Genomic DNA, 14,167 nt, shown 5'->3' with positions numbered 1-14,167 from the left:
ACAGAGGATCTCTTGTCCGGCTACTCACATTGTCTGGGAACATCGTCAAGAGCGGCAGACAGCCTCAGCGAACAGCCCTCACAGGGCTCACCAGGACCCCAGCGGGACGGACAGCGAAAACACGGGCTGACCTGCTGGGACCAGTCCTGACCGGACATGCCGAGCACCGTGGCCCGCACCGGAAGCCCGGCGAGGGCTTGGGGGTCGAAGCTGATGTCATCGGCTCGCGCGATGGACACCCGCGGGGAAGTGGAAGAATATGCCGTTACCACCGTCCTTGACCAGGACGAACAGTGCGCCTTCGAGCTCTTCGATGACGTTCGGAGCGGCACTGATGCAGCTGGCGGCGGCGCTCACGCTGCCAGCTGCGCTGCGCGGTAGTAGCAGCGGGCGGGGCGAGCCGCGTCACCGCCGCCCTCCGCCCGCCTTCACATCGGCCCTGCTCAGCCCTGACCTGCTGGCTCTCTGGAAGGGGGCCGGCAGGGACCGGCGACCGGGCGAACTTCTTTCGACCAAAACCAAGTTCGTGTGTGAGGGCGATACTGTGACGCGTGCTGAAGCCCTTCGTCTTCAAGCTCGCTGACGCCCGCTGGCCCGAGGGCGCCACCCTCTTGCACGTATATATGGCCGTATCCGACCGGGATCGCGCCCTTCTCGGCCTCGTCACCAGCGCGAACGAGGCTCTGAAGGACACCCCGCTCACCCCGGTTCCTCTTCAGCTTCCAACATCCCGCGCGGGCTGGGCAGTTGGCCTGACAGACGGATGAAGCCCCTGGTAGATGGGTTATCGACCAAGAGAACCGTCTCCACCAGAGGCTTCGCATGCCTATCTACCCGTCCGGCGTCGACGTGTCCAGCTCTGTCCTGCGCTTCCTCGCCGCCCGTCTGAAGGAACGCCGGCGCGCTCTCGGGACCCGGTGGCGGCGCCTGAGCGCGGGCCGACAGGCCCTGCTCGCCCTCGCCCACCTCCGCAACGGCCAGCCCTACGCCCAGCTCGCGGCCGGTTTCGGGATCGGCACCACCACTGTCTACCGGTACATCACCGAGGCCGTCGAACTCCTTGCCGCCCCTGCCCCCACGCTCGCCGAAGCAGTACGGGCCGCGTCGATGAAGGCATACCCGATCCTGGACGGGACACTTCTACCGATCGACAGGATCGCCGCCGACCGGCCCTTCTTTTCGGGCAAACACAAGAAGCACGGCATGAACGTTCAGGTCATAGCCGATCCGAGGGGCCGACTGCTGTGGACTTCACCGGCTCTGGCCGGAGCGGTCCACGATGTACGGGCCGCACGCGAGCACGGCATCATCGACGCTCTCGCCCAGGCCGGCATCACCTGCTGGGCGGACAAGGGCTACCAGGGCGCAGGCGGGACTGTGCGTCACCCTTTCCGAAGCCGCTGGGAGAAATTGTCCATCGGCCAGCAGGCCGTCAACCGGTCTCAGGCCAAGATCCGGGCACTGGTCGAACAAGCCATCGCCACCCTCAAGTCCTGGTGGCTCCTCCGCAAACTCCGCTGTTCAACGACCCGGATGACGAACGTCGTCCAAGCCGTCCTCACCCTGCAACTGGTCAGCTCAAACTGAGGCAGTCACGGAACTCGTATGATCTCGCGGTGAGGATCTGGACGGAGCACCCTGCCAAGGCGGACGTCGAAGCTGTCGTTCGCCGCTACTTCAGCCTGCTCCAAGCTGGGAGGATCCCTGAGGTCGAACAGCTCATCGATCACAGCTCGGTCCGTCATGTGCTCAAGTCGCTGTGGACCGGGTCTGTCGAAGCAAGCGCCGACGGGGACGAGGTGAGCAGAAGTCCTGCTGCCGACGAGTGGGAGCAGGATCTGTCCTGGCTCGGCGAACTGAATCTTGCGGACTTCCACTGGGACGACACCGGCAGCGGTGTCTACGTTGAGATCACCTACCGCGCGCAGATTATCGAGGTGGCATTGAGCTTCTGGGTCAAGCCCGTCGAAGCCGGCTGGGTCATCGCGGGACCGGCCACCCTCTGGTAGGGCACTCGAAAGAGCAGCACGATCCATGTGTCGGCGCAACCCTCCCGCCGGCGGACCATCACATGCTGTCGATCAAGGACCCGGCCAGCCCGAGAACCCCACCCCCGTCCCACGCCAGCCCCGTGACCTGCAACCTCAGGTTGGAAAAGGCTGAGTGGCTGCATGTCACGCTCGACCAGATCACTGACCGCCATGCGACTCTCATCCCCCAGCTTGAACGCGACGAGCTGCCCGACGGGCCTTCCTCCCGGAACGACCACAGGGGGACGTCGCCGATACCCTTCCGGGATGACCCAGCCCCCCGTACCGGACGAGCGGCGGCCCGCGAGCGGCGGGTCCAAGGCCGCTGCCCGCAACCGGGCCGCCCTGATCGCCGCTGCCCGAGAGATCTACGCACAGGAGGGTCTGGACGCTCCGTTGTCCGCGATAGCACGCCAGGCAGGCGTCGGGCAGGGCGTCCTCTACCGGCACTTTCCCAACCGTGACGCCGTGGCCGGTGCGGTGCTGGAGGAGAACGTACGGCAGATCGAGCAGGCGGCCGCGGCCCCGGACGCGACCTCCGCGAGTGTTCTCGGTGTGCTGACCTGGCATCTGGCGGAGTCGGCGGCTTTCATCGGCCTCTTGTCCGTTGAGGCGACGGGCCGCAGCTCCAAGAACCTCGCGCACTCACTGGTCCTGTCCGAGCGGGTGGAAAGAGCCCTGGACGGGCACCTGCCGGACGGTGGCCTGCTGCGGGAGATGAGCGACCTCACGCTCGCCGTCGCCATGGTCTCCGGCGCCGTCGCCGGCCACAGCCGCGAGGAACGGCAACGCCGGGCGCTGGCGGCCTGGCGGCTGCTCGGCGTCACGGTGGGGCCGGTGCGCCCCTTCGAGGAGTGAACAGGCGACGGGTTTCAGCCGCCGTTGGACTGCCGGACGCCCTTCGCCAGCGCGTCGAAGGTGTACAGGTATCCTCCGGCCGGTCCGCTGACGGTCATGTAGGCCGTCCGTGAGCCGGGCCTGATCGCGACGTTCGTCGCCGATTCGAGACCCACGGCGCGGCCGGGCACCTCGACGGTCGCCAGGCGCTCACCGAACTTGCTGTACACGATCATCGCGGGCCGACCGTGCAGTGCCTGATAGAGATTGCCGTCCGCGTCCACCGCGATGGAGTCGGTCTGGGCGATCCCACCGTCGACGCGGAGGGCGGTGTGCCGGGAGGTCACCTTCCCGTTTCCGTCGAGGCGGAGGTAGGAGACCCGGTTCTGGGTGAGCTCGCTGATCCACAGCCCGCGGTAGTCCACGTCGAACGAGATTCCGTTCGTCGCGGCCAGCTGCCCGGCCAGGACGGTGGCCCTCTCGCCGTCGCGGTCGATCCGCACCACGCGGGCCTGTTCCTCGCCCTCGGACAGGCCACGTGAGTCGCTGAGGTAGAGGTTGCCCTCCTTGTCGAAGGCGATGTCGTCGGGGTTCATCGGAGCTCCGTCGACATCGCCGGAGAAGAAGGTCTGCGGATCGCTGCCGTCCGGGGCCAGGCTCACCACCTCACCGTGGGCGTAATCGGTCAGATAGAGCCGTCCGTCGTACGGGCTGAACTGCGCGGAGGTGTAGGCCCCCCGGTCATCGGTGTGGAACACCCGCGAGGTCTTCTTCGCGAGGTCGACGCTCATCACCTTCGGCTCGCCCGCGGGCGCGGTGACGTCGACGACGAGCAGTCTGCCGTCCTTGCCGAAGGTCGGACCCTCCAGCAGGGTCATCCCGGTCTCTTCGTGCACCGTCGTCAGCTGCATGACCTTCTGGGCCGTGATGGTCCTGGCCGTACCGGGGGAAGCCTCGCTGCTGCCGGGGCCAGATGTCTCTGTACCGCATCCGGTCAGGGTCAGGGTGCCGATCGTGGCGAGTACGGCAATGCGCCTGATCGTGAGTTGTCGCATGGGGGGATCGCTCTTCCTGTCGATGGACGAGGGCCAGGTGCGGGGCCGGTGTGGGGGAGGCTCCTGCGCCGGGGACAACGCCTTCCGGCCGGACAGTGCGCCCCCTGACCCCAACCGGACACCACTGTCCGGTAGTTGCTACGGTAACGGCAAGTCGCCTCGCCTCGACTGCGGGGCGGCCTGCACATCAGCACGCCCACAGGATCGAGGCCCCCCACGTGACGATTCCTCACGCCCCGACCCGCGCCGAACTCATCGCTCTGAGGCAGCGTTACCGCCTCGAACGCGAGCGGCGCGTACAGCCCGACGGTGCCGGCCAATACCGCGCCACCGACGCCGAGTTCAGCTACTACGCGGCCGACCCGTACACAGAAGTGGCCGAACGGGAGCCGGTGCACGACACCGTCGACGTCGCCGTGATCGGCGGTGGATTCGGCGGCATCCTCGCTGGTGCCCGCATGCGGCAGGAAGGCGTGGAGCGCATCCGCATCATCGACAAGGGAGGCGACTTCGGAGGCACCTGGTACTGGAACCGGTACCCGGGCATCCACTGCGACATCGAGTCGCACGTCTACCTGCCGATGCTCGACGAAACCGGGTACGTACCGGAGTGGAAGTACTCCCCCGGCGAGGAGATCCGCCGCCACGCGGTACGGATCGCACGGAAGTTCAACCTCTACGAAGACGCCCTGTTCTCCACCTCGGTCACCTCATTGACCTGGGACGAGGCATCCGAGACGTGGATCGTGGCCACCGACCGCGGCGACGTGTTCCGAGCCACGTACGTCGTCACCGCGACCGGCACCCTCTCGGAACCGAAGCTCCCCGGGATACCTGGCATCGAGGACTTCAAGGGGCACACGTTCCACACGTCGCGATGGGACTACGCCTACACCGGCGGCACCCCGGACGGCGGCATGACCGGCCTCGCGCACAAGCGGGTGGGCATCGTCGGCACCGGTGCCACCGGTATCCAGGTCGTTCCGATGCTGGCCGAGGACGCCGGACATGTCTACGTCTTCCAGCGCACCCCCTCCACCGTCGACGTGCGCGCCAACCGACGCACCACCGCGGACGATGTCGGCGCCGGCCGCGACGGCTGGGCACGCGAGCGTCGCGAGAACTACCTCCGCATCGTCTCCGGCGAGCCGGTCGAGGAGGACCTCGTGGCGGACCAGTGGACGAGGTCGGCGGGCCTCCTGGAGAAGCTCCTGCCGAGCTTCCGCCGACACGGCGACCGGACGGCGTTCGAAGCCGCCTACGAGATCGCCGACGCCGCCAAGATGAACGAGCTCCGCGCCCGCGTCGAGGAGACCGTCACCGACCCGGACACGGCCGCCAAGCTCAAACCCTGGTACCGGTACGCCTGCAAGCGCCCCACGTTCTCCGACAAGTACTACCCGGCCTTCAACCGCGCCAACGTCACCCTGGTCGACACCGCGGACACCCACGGCATCGAGCGCATCACCGAACACGGCGTCGTGGTCGCAGGCACCTCGTACGAGCTCGACTGCCTGATCTTCGCCACCGGATTCTCCGCCGGGACCTCCGGCATCAGCTCCGGCAACCTGCCCGTCCACGGCCGAGGCGGCACCCAACTGCTGCACGCCCGGGCACAACAGGGTCCGCGTACTCTGCACGGCTTCACCAGCAACGGCTTCCCGAACCTGATCCAGATGGGATCCCTGCACAACGCCAGCAGCGTCAACTTCACGCACATCCTTGACGAGCAAGCCGTTCACGCCGCTGCGCTGGTCGCGGCTGCCGAAGCCAAGAGCGCCCTCGTCGAGCCGTCCCGCGCATCAGAGGACGCCTGGATCGCCGCCCTCGCCGAGGGTGCCCCCGACCACGAGTGGTTCCACGCCGAATGCACTCCCGGCTACTACAACCGGGAAGGACGCGGCCGGCCCAACGGCCCGACCGCCTACCCCCACGGCGCAGTCGCCTTCCACGAACTCCTCCAGCGATGGCGCGAAGGGGCCGTGACCGAGATCCTCCAGACCAGGACATCCCCCCAGCCCAGGTAAAACGTCGCTCGCCGACCGCGGGCATCCCTGTGGGGGGCGGATACCTCCCACAGGGCAGGGCGCCATACTCCCCGTGCGTCGGAACGGGCGAATACAGCGATGCAGTCACCGTGGCCGTCGGCCGGCGGGCGCCCCGGCAGCGGCAACAGCCCGCCCTCGCCGGTCAGTTGATGGCCGCACCTTGGGCACGGCTCACCAACTCGTCGATCAGCAGGTCGTCCGCTGCTTTCGACGGCATCGACTCGACCGGTTTCGGGTCTTGGGCCCGGATTCCGAATCATCTCTTGGCCTGGGCCTTCAACGGGCTTGCCCCTCACACCGACGTCAGGTTTTAGCGTAGGGAGGCGGGACGGCGATACGCCTCGGGTACCCCGAAGTGCTCTGTGCAGGAGTTGACGCATGACTTACGACGGTTACAAGGCTCTGCGGATCCAGGTGAGCGATCGCATCGCGCACGTCACGATCGACCATCCGCCGATGAATCTCGGCGATCACGTGTTGCTCTCCGACCTTGCCCGGTTCAGCGCCGAGGTCCGGACCGACGACACCGTGGGCGTCATCGTGTTCGACAGCGCCGATCCTGACTACTTCTACGCCCACGTGGACATAGAGGACAAGGCTGTGTTGGAGCAGCTACTCCAGGACGGCGCACTGAATTTCGTCGAGGAACTGCACGAGAGTTACCGGACCCTGCCGCAGGTCACGATCGCGAAGATCGCCGGACGGACACGCGGTGGCGGCATCGAGTTCATCTCGGCCCTCGACCTCCGGTTCGCGGCGCTCGACAAGGCGCTGTTCGCTCAGAACGAGGTGAGTCTGGGCGTCCTTCCGGGCGGCGGAGGCTCGCAGTACCTGCCACGTCTCCTGGGACGGTCGCGTGCGCTCGAGATGATCATCGGCGCCGATGCCTTCGACGCCGCACTCGCCGAGCGGTACGGGCTGATCAACCGGGCGCTGCCCGCGGACGAACTCGACGGGTTCGTGGAGCGACTCGCTCAGCGGATCGCCTCCTTCCCGCCCGAAGCGGTCTCGCTGGCCAAGCAGGCGGTCGACTTGGGCTTCGGTCTGTCAGTGCCCGACGGACTGCAGGAGGAGAACAAGCTGTTGCGGCAGGTCGTAAGCCCGCAGGTCGTCGAGTTCTTTCACGCTGCCGTCGCCGCTGGGGCACAGACTCGTCAGGGCGAACTCGACATGGAAGGTCTCATCGAGGGCCTCCGCTCGCAGCCTTCTCGCGGCTGATATCCGCCGTCCGAGGGCGGAATGCTGCCCGGGAGCCGGCCCTGGCGCCAGGGCCGGTCGTTCGAGTACGGAGCCGGAAGGCACGGGCGCCGTATCGGTAGTTGTGCCTGACAACCTCACGATCATCACCAGAGCGGCATCCGTACGCAGGTCAGGAACCCCTCGTCAGCAGAAGCGCCGTCACCGGGGAGGACCGCGGCCCCATTCTGGTCACGTCGGCCGGTCGAGGGGCCGCAACATCCGGAGCAGCATGTCGACAGTGCGCTCCAGGGGGCGTTGTCGCGTGGTGACCGGCAGCAGAAGGGTGCGGGCGAGCACCGCGCCGAGGAGCATGTCGAAGGCGTCGTCCGGGTCCACGGCGGGGTCGACGCTGCCGGGCGGTGCGGCGCGCAGGATGTCCCGGAACTGGGGCCGCGCCGACACCCGCAGGTCCGTCTCCGGCGTGCGGGGGCGCCCCGAGGTCTGGTGGTGGGCGAGGAGACCGGCCGCCGCCGCGCGTGCCGCGGGTGCGCCGAAGGCCGCCAGGTAGGCGCGGACGAAGCGGCGCAGGTCACGCCGGAGGTCGCCCGTCGGCCGGACGCTCAACGGGTTGAGTCCGGGGAACGTGGCCTCCTCGATCAGCTCGATCCGGGTCGGCCAGCGCCGGTAGATGGCCGAGGCGTGGACGCCGGAGTGCTCCGCGACGGCCTGGATCGTCGTCGCGTCGAAGCCGCGCCGGACGAGCAGTTCGCGGGTCGTCGCGAGGGCCCGTTCGTCGATGCTCTTGTCGCGTGGACGCCCCGGGCGACGGCGGGACTCTGTCATGCCCTCAATTATAGGAGACGGTCTTCTATAATCCGCCCGGCGTCGCTAGAGTCCCCTGACGTAGGCGAGAACCGGCTTCTCGGGTGGGAGAACCTGATGCGCGCTGCGGTGCTGCGGGGCGGAACGGTCGAGGTACGGGTCGTCGACGACCCGGTTCCCGGCCCCGGCCAGCTCCTCGTCCGCTCGCTCGCGTGCGGGATCTGCGCCTCCGACCTGCATTTCATGGACCATCCGGAGGCGGGCGCCGACGACGACAGCGGGATGTCGACGTACGACCAGGACGTCGACATCGTCATGGGGCACGAGTACTGCGCCGAGGTCGTCGGCCACGGGCCCGGCACCGAACGCCGTATCCCCGTCGGGACCCGGGTGAGTTCCCTGCCGGTGCTGTCCACGCCCGCCGGGCGCCGCATCATCGGGCAGAACCCGGACTCGCCCGGCGGATTCGGCGAGTACTTCCTGCTCACCGAAGCGATGACCCGGGTCGTGGCCTCCGACCTGCCCAGCGAGGTCGTGTGTGTCGCCGACGCGATCTCGGTGGGCTGGTCGACGGCGTCACGGGCCCAAGTCACGGCCAGGGAAGTCCCGTTGGTCATCGGCTGCGGTGCCGTCGCCCTGTCGGTGATCGCGCGGTTGCGACGGCTCGGTGTGGGACCGGTCGTCGCGGTCGACTTCGTGGCCTCACGGCGCAGGACCGCGCTGGCCATGGGGGCCGACCTGGTCGTCGATCCCGCCGAGATGTCGCCGTACCGGGCCTGGCGGGATGTGGCGTACGGGCCGGACGGACCGACGAAGGACCTGATGACGGCGATGGCCGGCCGACTGCCGGGGTGCGTCGTCTTCGAGTGCGTCGGGGTTCCCGGCGTCCTCGACTCGATCATCAAGGGGTGCGAGCGCGGCACCCGGATCTTCTCCGTGGGCGGTCCGCCGGAGGGCGACCACCTGCACACCTTGACCGCCAAACGGAAGGGCATCAACATCCAGTTCGGCGGCGGCCCGTCACCGGACCACTGGGACGAGGCGTTCGAGGCGGTCTGCTCGGGCGGCCTCGACGTCACGCCGATGCTCGGCCGGACGGTCGGGCTCGACGAGGTGCCCGAAGCGCTCGACGCCGCACGCGACGCGAACGGGCCGGCCCGCATCGTCGTTCTACCCGGGGAGCTGTGACGGATGAGCGAGACCGACGAACTTACCCAGTTGCGCGCCACGGTGGAAAGGCTGGCGGCGAAGGTGCGCGCCCTGGAGGACCAGGTCGAGATCATGCAACTCGTCGCCCAGTACGGGCCCGCGGTCGACAGCGGCTCGGGCGAGGCCGCCGCAGGACTGTGGACCGACGACGGCGTCTTCGATGCCATCCCCCATCTACGGATGCAAGGACAGGACGACATCGTCGGCATGGTGCACGGCGCCGGCCACCAGAGCCTGATCCACAAGGGCTGCGGTCACGTCCTGACCGCGCCCCACATCGTCGTCGACGGCGACGAGGCCACCGGCCGCAGCCACGCGCTGCATCTGCGCTGGGACGCCGACGCGGGCCGCTTCTGGGTCTTCCAGGTCTCCGCGAACACCTGGCGCTGGGTCCGCACCGAACAGGGCTGGCGCATCGCCGAACGCGTCAACGCCAACCTCGACGGGAGCGCCGAACACCGGGAGATGCTCGCGCCGCCCATCCGCGGCCACCTGGAGGACGAGTGAAGATCGGATTCATCGGCCCGGGCCGTACGGGTCGGCCGATCCTCAACCGCCTGGTGGCCAACGTCGTGTTCGTCGTCGTCCTGACCGCGCAACTCCTCGCCGAGGCGAGCGCGTGAACTGCCCTTCTGCTCATTCCAGTTGACCGGTAGACCCAGATGAGGAGTACGGAATGCCTGAAATTCTCACGACCACGTACGGGCCGTGGGGGATCGTCGCCGGCGGATCCGACGGAGTCGGTGCCGCGTTCGCCCACGGGATGGCCTCCCGTGGCATGAACGTCGTACTGGTGGCACGGCGCTCAGCTGTGCTGGAGGCATGCGCCGACGACATCCGGGCGCAGCACGGCGTCGAGGCCCGCACGGTCGCGCTCGACCTCAGCGCCACGGGCGCCCTGGAGGCACTCGCACGCGCGACCTCCGACCTGGAGGTCGGGCTCTTCGTCTACAACGCCGGTGGCGACGACCGAAGCGTCGCGTTCCTCGACAAGGATCTCGACACCCACCTGGGACTGGTCCACCGCAACTGCGCCGCCGTACTGGAAGCGGCCTACCGCTTCGGCGCCCCGATGGTGGAACGGAAGCGGGGTGCCGTGGTGTTGGTGACGTCCGGCGCGGCCTGGGCAGGCGGGGCCACGCTCGCCACGTACGGCGCGACGAAGGCGTTCGATCTCATCCTGGCGGAAAGCCTGTGGGCGGAGTGGCGCGACAGCGGAGTGGACGTCCTGGGGCTCGTCCTCGGCAGGACCGACACTCCATCGCTGCGCCGTGCGGAAGAGGCACAAGGCCGCGCGTACGGCGGCGAGGCGGCCGACCCCAGGGACGTTGCCGAGGAGGCGCTGGACCACCTGGCCGACGGCCCCACCTGGATCTGCGGCAGCGACGCCCCAACCGGCGGCTCACCGTTCGGCGGACTCAACCGCCGCGACGCGGTACTTGCGATGAGCCGGAGCGCGTCCACGCGCGGCTAGGGAGACGAACGGCACTGAAGATCTCGTTTCAGGACGATCTTCTGAGTCCGTGGCGAGTGTTCCGGCGATCTCGGATTCCGACAGGTCCCTCGCGGCCTCCAGCCCGTTCATCCCAAGCATCCGTACGTCCATGAGCACCATGTGCGGATGGACCGGATCAAGGTCCGACTGCGGGCGTCGTCAAGCACCGGTGTTGGTGTCCAGATCGGACCGCGATTGTGACGACGAGTGATCGATACTGCACGCTGTCGACCGGTCCCGTCCTTGTCAGCAGTTGGGGATGGCCTTCATGCTTCGGGCATGCGGCGAACTGCGTTGCCGGCAGTGGTGATCACGGTGGGGATTGGCGTACTGCTGGGCTGGTGCGTGGCGTTCGCGCCCGCGTGGATCGTGCGGCACGACATCGGCGTCCACGGCGGGTTCCAGCTTTCGGCTGCCGACCGTCTCAAAGCAGCGAACGACGTACGCGTGGTGCTTCTGCAGGGTGCGGCGGGTCTGGTCGCGCTGGGAGGCATCGGGCTGGGTTCGGTACTGACCCTGCGCCAGATCCGCGTGAGCAGGGAAGGGCAGTTCATCGACCTGTTCACGCGGGCCATCGAGCAGTTGTCGAGCGAGCAGGTGTCCGTTCGGCACGGCGGCGTGTACGCCATGGAGCAGATCGCCGACGCGGCACCGCACTACCGCGGCCATGTGGCCGCGCTGCTGGCCTCCTTCGTCAGGCAACAGGCCCCCTGGCCGCCGACCCGTCCGCCCGGTGAGGTGGACGCCGAACGGCCGCGCTACACCGGTGGGCTCCGCGACGACGTCGGCGGAGCCATTGCGGCGCTGAGCCGACGCAGCATGGTTCTGCCGGGAGACAGCATCGAGCTGGAGAAGGTCGACCTGCGCGGCGCCGAGCTGGTCGACCACGACCTGAGCGGGTTCTGCTTCGCCGGGTCCAACCTCGACGGAGCCAACCTCAGCGGCTGCGACCTCTCGTACACGACGTTCACCGACGCCAGCTTGAAGAACGCCAACCTGACAGGCGCCACGCTCACCGACGCAAACCTCACTGGCGCGGACCTCACCGGGGCCACCGGCGTCGGCACACCGCCCGCGCCCCACCGCGCTCCGGCCCCACAGAGCTGACGCCAAGTGGACTCGCCCACCGCGCACGAGCACTCGAACGAGACCCCAGCCCTGCGAATGGTCGCAGGGGGTTGGATCCGAATGCCTCGGCCGCCATCTCCATGCCACCCTCTGACTGCGCGTCGCCCCAACCCGTCTGGAACGCACCGGAAACGGCTACAGGGTCAGCATCAGGGCCCGCCGCCTCAAGCAGGCCGCCTCCCTCATCTCCCACGGCCGCCTGGCCCGTCCCCCACTCGCGCAGACCCGGCTTCGTGTCGGCGGTCCACGGTCGGCCGCTCCGGACTCCGGCCGGACCCGACGGTGCCTCCCCCATGGCCTGACCGAAGCTTGACGAGATACGATATCTTGTATTCCAGGTGGCGTCGGCTCAGGATGACAGGCATCTATGGTCGACATCAGCAGACTCGGCCGGCGCAAGGGCGAGCTGCGCAGGGTTTCCGTCCGACATGGCAGAGGACTTCGATGGGCAACGGCACGGCGAGCGACGTCTCGGTGGAGGTCTCGCTGGAGAGGCCCAGGAAACTGGGCGACATCGTGCTCGACCAAGTGCGCGAGCTGATCGTCAGCAAGCGGCTGCCGCCCGGGGAGCGGCTGAGCGAAGCCAAGATCGCATCGATGCTCGGGGTGAGCAAGACCCCGGTGCGCGAGGCACTGCTCCAGCTCCGCATGATCGGGCTGGTCTCGATGATCGACGGCAACGCGCACGTCGTCGTCCCTTCGGCGCGGCTGATCCGCGAGGCGTACGAGGTCAGGGCAGGACTGGAGGCGTTGACGGCGCGGCTCGCCGCCGAGCGGGCCGACACCGCCCGGCGGGCACAGCTGCTGCCACTGGCCGAGGAGTCCCTGCAGGCCGCCCAGGCCAACGACGCCGAGCGCTTCCGCACTCTCGACCAGCAGTTTCATCACGCGGTGGCACTGGCGTCGAACAACGCGACGGCGCAGCAGCGCATCGACGAAACACTGGTGCTGTGCCAGACCCTGCGTCGACGTGACGTGCTCACCGGCTGGGACTCACAGCTGTGCGGACAGGCCCACGTCGCCGTCGCCGAAGCGATCAACTCGGGTGATGCCGAGACCGCGTCCCGGGAGATGTACACCCACATCAACTATGTGATGGAGAAGGTTCTCTCCGCCCTCGCGGGACAGCAGGGCGCACAGGGCGCCTGACTGTACGAACGCCAGCCCGTCCCGGCCTCGCTGGGACGGGTCATCGGCATGCCCGGAGTTCCCCGGCGTCCCGCTGGTCACTCAGCACAGTCACCTGACGCGTGAAAGATCTGCCTCCCTCGCGGCGACAGGGCCCTGACCAGCGGCTTCACTGACACAGCGCTGACGGTGCCGCCCTCAGGAACTTTTCGTGCCCGTGTAGGGCCCATGCCTTCGTGACTCATTTTCCGCCCGCGCCACGGTGCTCTCTCATCCGTTGACAGGAACCAGATACGAGATACCGTATCTCGCCAGAGCAGGATACGAGATACCGTATCTCGGTGTAGAGAGGATCGATCCGTATGCGACTGGCGAGCATTGTCCGGGACGGGCGCCCGGTTCCCGTTGTCGTCGGCGATCGCGGCGTGGCGGCGGTGGAGGACTTCTGGCCTCACCTGCCATCGGACGCGATGGCGTTGCTGGACGAGAAGACCTGGCGCGAGGTGACGGCGTCAGCGGAGACGGCTCCTGCGGAGGTCTTCGCCCCGGCGGACGACGTGGTGTTCACCGCCCCGTACCGGCGGCCCCACAAGATCTGGGGCATCGGGCTCAACTACCGCGACCACGCCGCCGATCTGAGCGAGACCGCGCCGGACCAGCCGGCGTCGTTCATCAAGGGCGACCACACCATCGTCGGCCCCGACGAGCCGATCGTGATTCCGTGGCAGAGCGAGCGCACGACGGTCGAGGCCGAACTGGGGATCGTGATCGGGCGGTACTGCCGCAACGTCTCCGAGGCGGACGCCCTCGACTACGTCTGGGGCGTCACGACGATCCTGGACCAGACCGCCGAGGACATCCTCCGGCAGAACCCCCGCTTCCTGACCCGGGCCAAGAACTTCCCCACGTTCTTCTGCTTCGGCCCCGAACTCGTCCCGCTGGCCGAGGTCCTGGAGCGGTTCGGAGCGGTGGAGGACATCGAGGTCTCCACGGTCGTGAACGGTGACCAGCGCCGGACCAACACCGTGGCCAACATGACCCACCGGCCGGCCTCACTGATCAGCTTCCACAGCCAGATGATGCCGCTGTACCCCGGCGACATCATCTCGACCGGCACCCCGGGGGCGATCGTGGTCGCCGACGGCGACCTGGTCGAGGCCGTCATCCCCGGGATCGGGCACCTGAAGTCGACGGTGCGGGCGGAGTCCCGCCACCCCCAGGCCGACTGACGCCGTT

At 68.2% G+C, this 14,167-nt stretch carries 15 protein-coding genes; 12 read left to right on the top strand and 3 right to left on the bottom strand.

What is annotated here, in order from left to right:
- Positions 1-216: 216 nt before the first annotated feature.
- Positions 217-357, bottom strand: a complete 141-nt coding sequence (locus ACFYXF_RS11645; protein ID WP_389349339.1) for a hypothetical protein — start codon at positions 355-357, stop codon at positions 217-219.
- 194 nt (positions 358-551) lie between these two features.
- Between ACFYXF_RS11645 and ACFYXF_RS11640 the strand changes: the two genes are divergently transcribed.
- The 4 genes from ACFYXF_RS11640 to ACFYXF_RS11625 all read left to right on the top strand — a co-directional run bounded on the left by ACFYXF_RS11640 (position 552) and on the right by ACFYXF_RS11625 (position 2,888).
- Complete coding sequence (locus ACFYXF_RS11640; protein ID WP_389349338.1) at positions 552-767, top strand: hypothetical protein; 216 nt, start codon at positions 552-554, stop codon at positions 765-767.
- Positions 768-822: 55 nt separating this feature from the next.
- Complete coding sequence (locus ACFYXF_RS11635; RefSeq protein ID WP_389349337.1) at positions 823-1,587, top strand: IS5 family transposase; 765 nt, start codon at positions 823-825, stop codon at positions 1,585-1,587.
- 29 nt (positions 1,588-1,616) lie between these two features.
- Positions 1,617-2,009 (top strand): hypothetical protein, encoded by a 393-nt coding sequence (locus tag ACFYXF_RS11630; RefSeq protein WP_389349336.1) that lies wholly within the window; start codon positions 1,617-1,619, stop codon positions 2,007-2,009.
- Between the two features lie 288 nt (positions 2,010-2,297).
- Positions 2,298-2,888 carry a TetR/AcrR family transcriptional regulator gene (locus tag ACFYXF_RS11625; protein ID WP_389349335.1) on the top strand — a complete coding sequence of 197 codons (591 nt, stop codon included), beginning with the start codon at positions 2,298-2,300 and terminating at the stop codon, positions 2,886-2,888.
- Between the two features lie 14 nt (positions 2,889-2,902).
- Here the strand turns inward: ACFYXF_RS11625 and ACFYXF_RS11620 are convergent, their stop codons facing one another.
- Positions 2,903-3,922: an SMP-30/gluconolactonase/LRE family protein gene (locus tag ACFYXF_RS11620; protein ID WP_389349334.1), complete on the bottom strand. Its 1,020-nt coding sequence runs from the start codon at positions 3,920-3,922 to the stop codon at positions 2,903-2,905.
- Positions 3,923-4,140: 218 nt separating this feature from the next.
- On the opposite strand from ACFYXF_RS11620, the gene ACFYXF_RS11615 reads away from it, so the two are divergent.
- Both ACFYXF_RS11615 and ACFYXF_RS11610 read left to right on the top strand, forming a co-directional pair.
- Positions 4,141-5,949, top strand: a complete 1,809-nt coding sequence (locus ACFYXF_RS11615; protein ID WP_389349333.1) for a flavin-containing monooxygenase — start codon at positions 4,141-4,143, stop codon at positions 5,947-5,949.
- Between the two features lie 399 nt (positions 5,950-6,348).
- Positions 6,349-7,188: an enoyl-CoA hydratase/isomerase family protein gene (locus tag ACFYXF_RS11610; RefSeq protein ID WP_389349332.1), complete on the top strand. Its 840-nt coding sequence runs from the start codon at positions 6,349-6,351 to the stop codon at positions 7,186-7,188.
- A 210-nt stretch (positions 7,189-7,398) separates the two neighbouring features.
- On the opposite strand, the gene ACFYXF_RS11605 is transcribed toward ACFYXF_RS11610, so the two are convergent.
- The gene (locus ACFYXF_RS11605; RefSeq protein WP_389349331.1) at positions 7,399-7,992 is read right to left on the bottom strand and encodes a TetR/AcrR family transcriptional regulator; all 594 of its coding nucleotides are present in this window, start codon (positions 7,990-7,992) and stop codon (positions 7,399-7,401) included.
- 96 nt (positions 7,993-8,088) lie between these two features.
- Between ACFYXF_RS11605 and ACFYXF_RS11600 the strand changes: the two genes are divergently transcribed.
- From ACFYXF_RS11600 to ACFYXF_RS11575, 6 genes are all read left to right on the top strand, one after another.
- Positions 8,089-9,159 carry a zinc-binding dehydrogenase gene (locus tag ACFYXF_RS11600; protein WP_389349330.1) on the top strand — a complete coding sequence of 357 codons (1,071 nt, stop codon included), beginning with the start codon at positions 8,089-8,091 and terminating at the stop codon, positions 9,157-9,159.
- 3 nt (positions 9,160-9,162) lie between these two features.
- Positions 9,163-9,687 carry a nuclear transport factor 2 family protein gene (locus ACFYXF_RS11595; RefSeq protein ID WP_389349329.1) on the top strand — a complete coding sequence of 175 codons (525 nt, stop codon included), beginning with the start codon at positions 9,163-9,165 and terminating at the stop codon, positions 9,685-9,687.
- A 169-nt stretch (positions 9,688-9,856) separates the two neighbouring features.
- On the top strand, positions 9,857-10,654 hold the full coding sequence (locus tag ACFYXF_RS11590; protein ID WP_389349328.1) for an SDR family NAD(P)-dependent oxidoreductase: 798 nt from the start codon (positions 9,857-9,859) through the stop codon (positions 10,652-10,654).
- Positions 10,655-10,954: 300 nt separating this feature from the next.
- Positions 10,955-11,782, top strand: a complete 828-nt coding sequence (locus tag ACFYXF_RS11585; RefSeq protein ID WP_389349327.1) for a pentapeptide repeat-containing protein — start codon at positions 10,955-10,957, stop codon at positions 11,780-11,782.
- Between the two features lie 465 nt (positions 11,783-12,247).
- Entirely contained in the window at positions 12,248-12,952 is a 705-nt protein-coding gene (locus ACFYXF_RS11580; protein ID WP_389349326.1) for a GntR family transcriptional regulator, read from the top strand.
- Positions 12,953-13,293: 341 nt separating this feature from the next.
- Positions 13,294-14,160: a fumarylacetoacetate hydrolase family protein gene (locus ACFYXF_RS11575; protein ID WP_389349325.1), complete on the top strand. Its 867-nt coding sequence runs from the start codon at positions 13,294-13,296 to the stop codon at positions 14,158-14,160.
- Positions 14,161-14,167 lie beyond the last annotated feature (7 nt).

Origin of the sequence: Streptomyces sp. NPDC002680, from assembly GCF_042889145.1 — a bacterium.
Taxonomy (GTDB): domain Bacteria; phylum Actinomycetota; class Actinomycetes; order Streptomycetales; family Streptomycetaceae; genus Streptomyces; species Streptomyces adonidis.
The sequence above is the reverse complement of the archived record's forward strand: the minus strand, read 5'-3'. Positions and strand labels throughout refer to the sequence as shown.

What these genes read in the sequence shown, in the direction of transcription:
- ACFYXF_RS11610 (WP_389349332.1), top strand. Translation starts at nt 6,349, where the DNA reads ATGACTTACGACGGTTACAAGGCTCTGCGGATCCAGGTGAGCGATCGC.
- ACFYXF_RS11635 (WP_389349337.1), top strand. Translation starts at nt 823, where the DNA reads ATGCCTATCTACCCGTCCGGCGTCGACGTGTCCAGCTCTGTCCTGCGC.
- ACFYXF_RS11605 (WP_389349331.1), bottom strand. Translation starts at nt 7,992, where the DNA reads ATGACAGAGTCCCGCCGTCGCCCGGGGCGTCCACGCGACAAGAGCATC.
- ACFYXF_RS11620 (WP_389349334.1), bottom strand. Translation starts at nt 3,922, where the DNA reads ATGCGACAACTCACGATCAGGCGCATTGCCGTACTCGCCACGATCGGC.
- ACFYXF_RS11580 (WP_389349326.1), top strand. Translation starts at nt 12,248, where the DNA reads ATGGGCAACGGCACGGCGAGCGACGTCTCGGTGGAGGTCTCGCTGGAG.
- ACFYXF_RS11585 (WP_389349327.1), top strand. Translation starts at nt 10,955, where the DNA reads ATGCGGCGAACTGCGTTGCCGGCAGTGGTGATCACGGTGGGGATTGGC.
- ACFYXF_RS11595 (WP_389349329.1), top strand. Translation starts at nt 9,163, where the DNA reads ATGAGCGAGACCGACGAACTTACCCAGTTGCGCGCCACGGTGGAAAGG.
- ACFYXF_RS11575 (WP_389349325.1), top strand. Translation starts at nt 13,294, where the DNA reads ATGCGACTGGCGAGCATTGTCCGGGACGGGCGCCCGGTTCCCGTTGTC.
- ACFYXF_RS11600 (WP_389349330.1), top strand. Translation starts at nt 8,089, where the DNA reads ATGCGCGCTGCGGTGCTGCGGGGCGGAACGGTCGAGGTACGGGTCGTC.
- ACFYXF_RS11625 (WP_389349335.1), top strand. Translation starts at nt 2,298, where the DNA reads ATGACCCAGCCCCCCGTACCGGACGAGCGGCGGCCCGCGAGCGGCGGG.
- ACFYXF_RS11590 (WP_389349328.1), top strand. Translation starts at nt 9,857, where the DNA reads ATGCCTGAAATTCTCACGACCACGTACGGGCCGTGGGGGATCGTCGCC.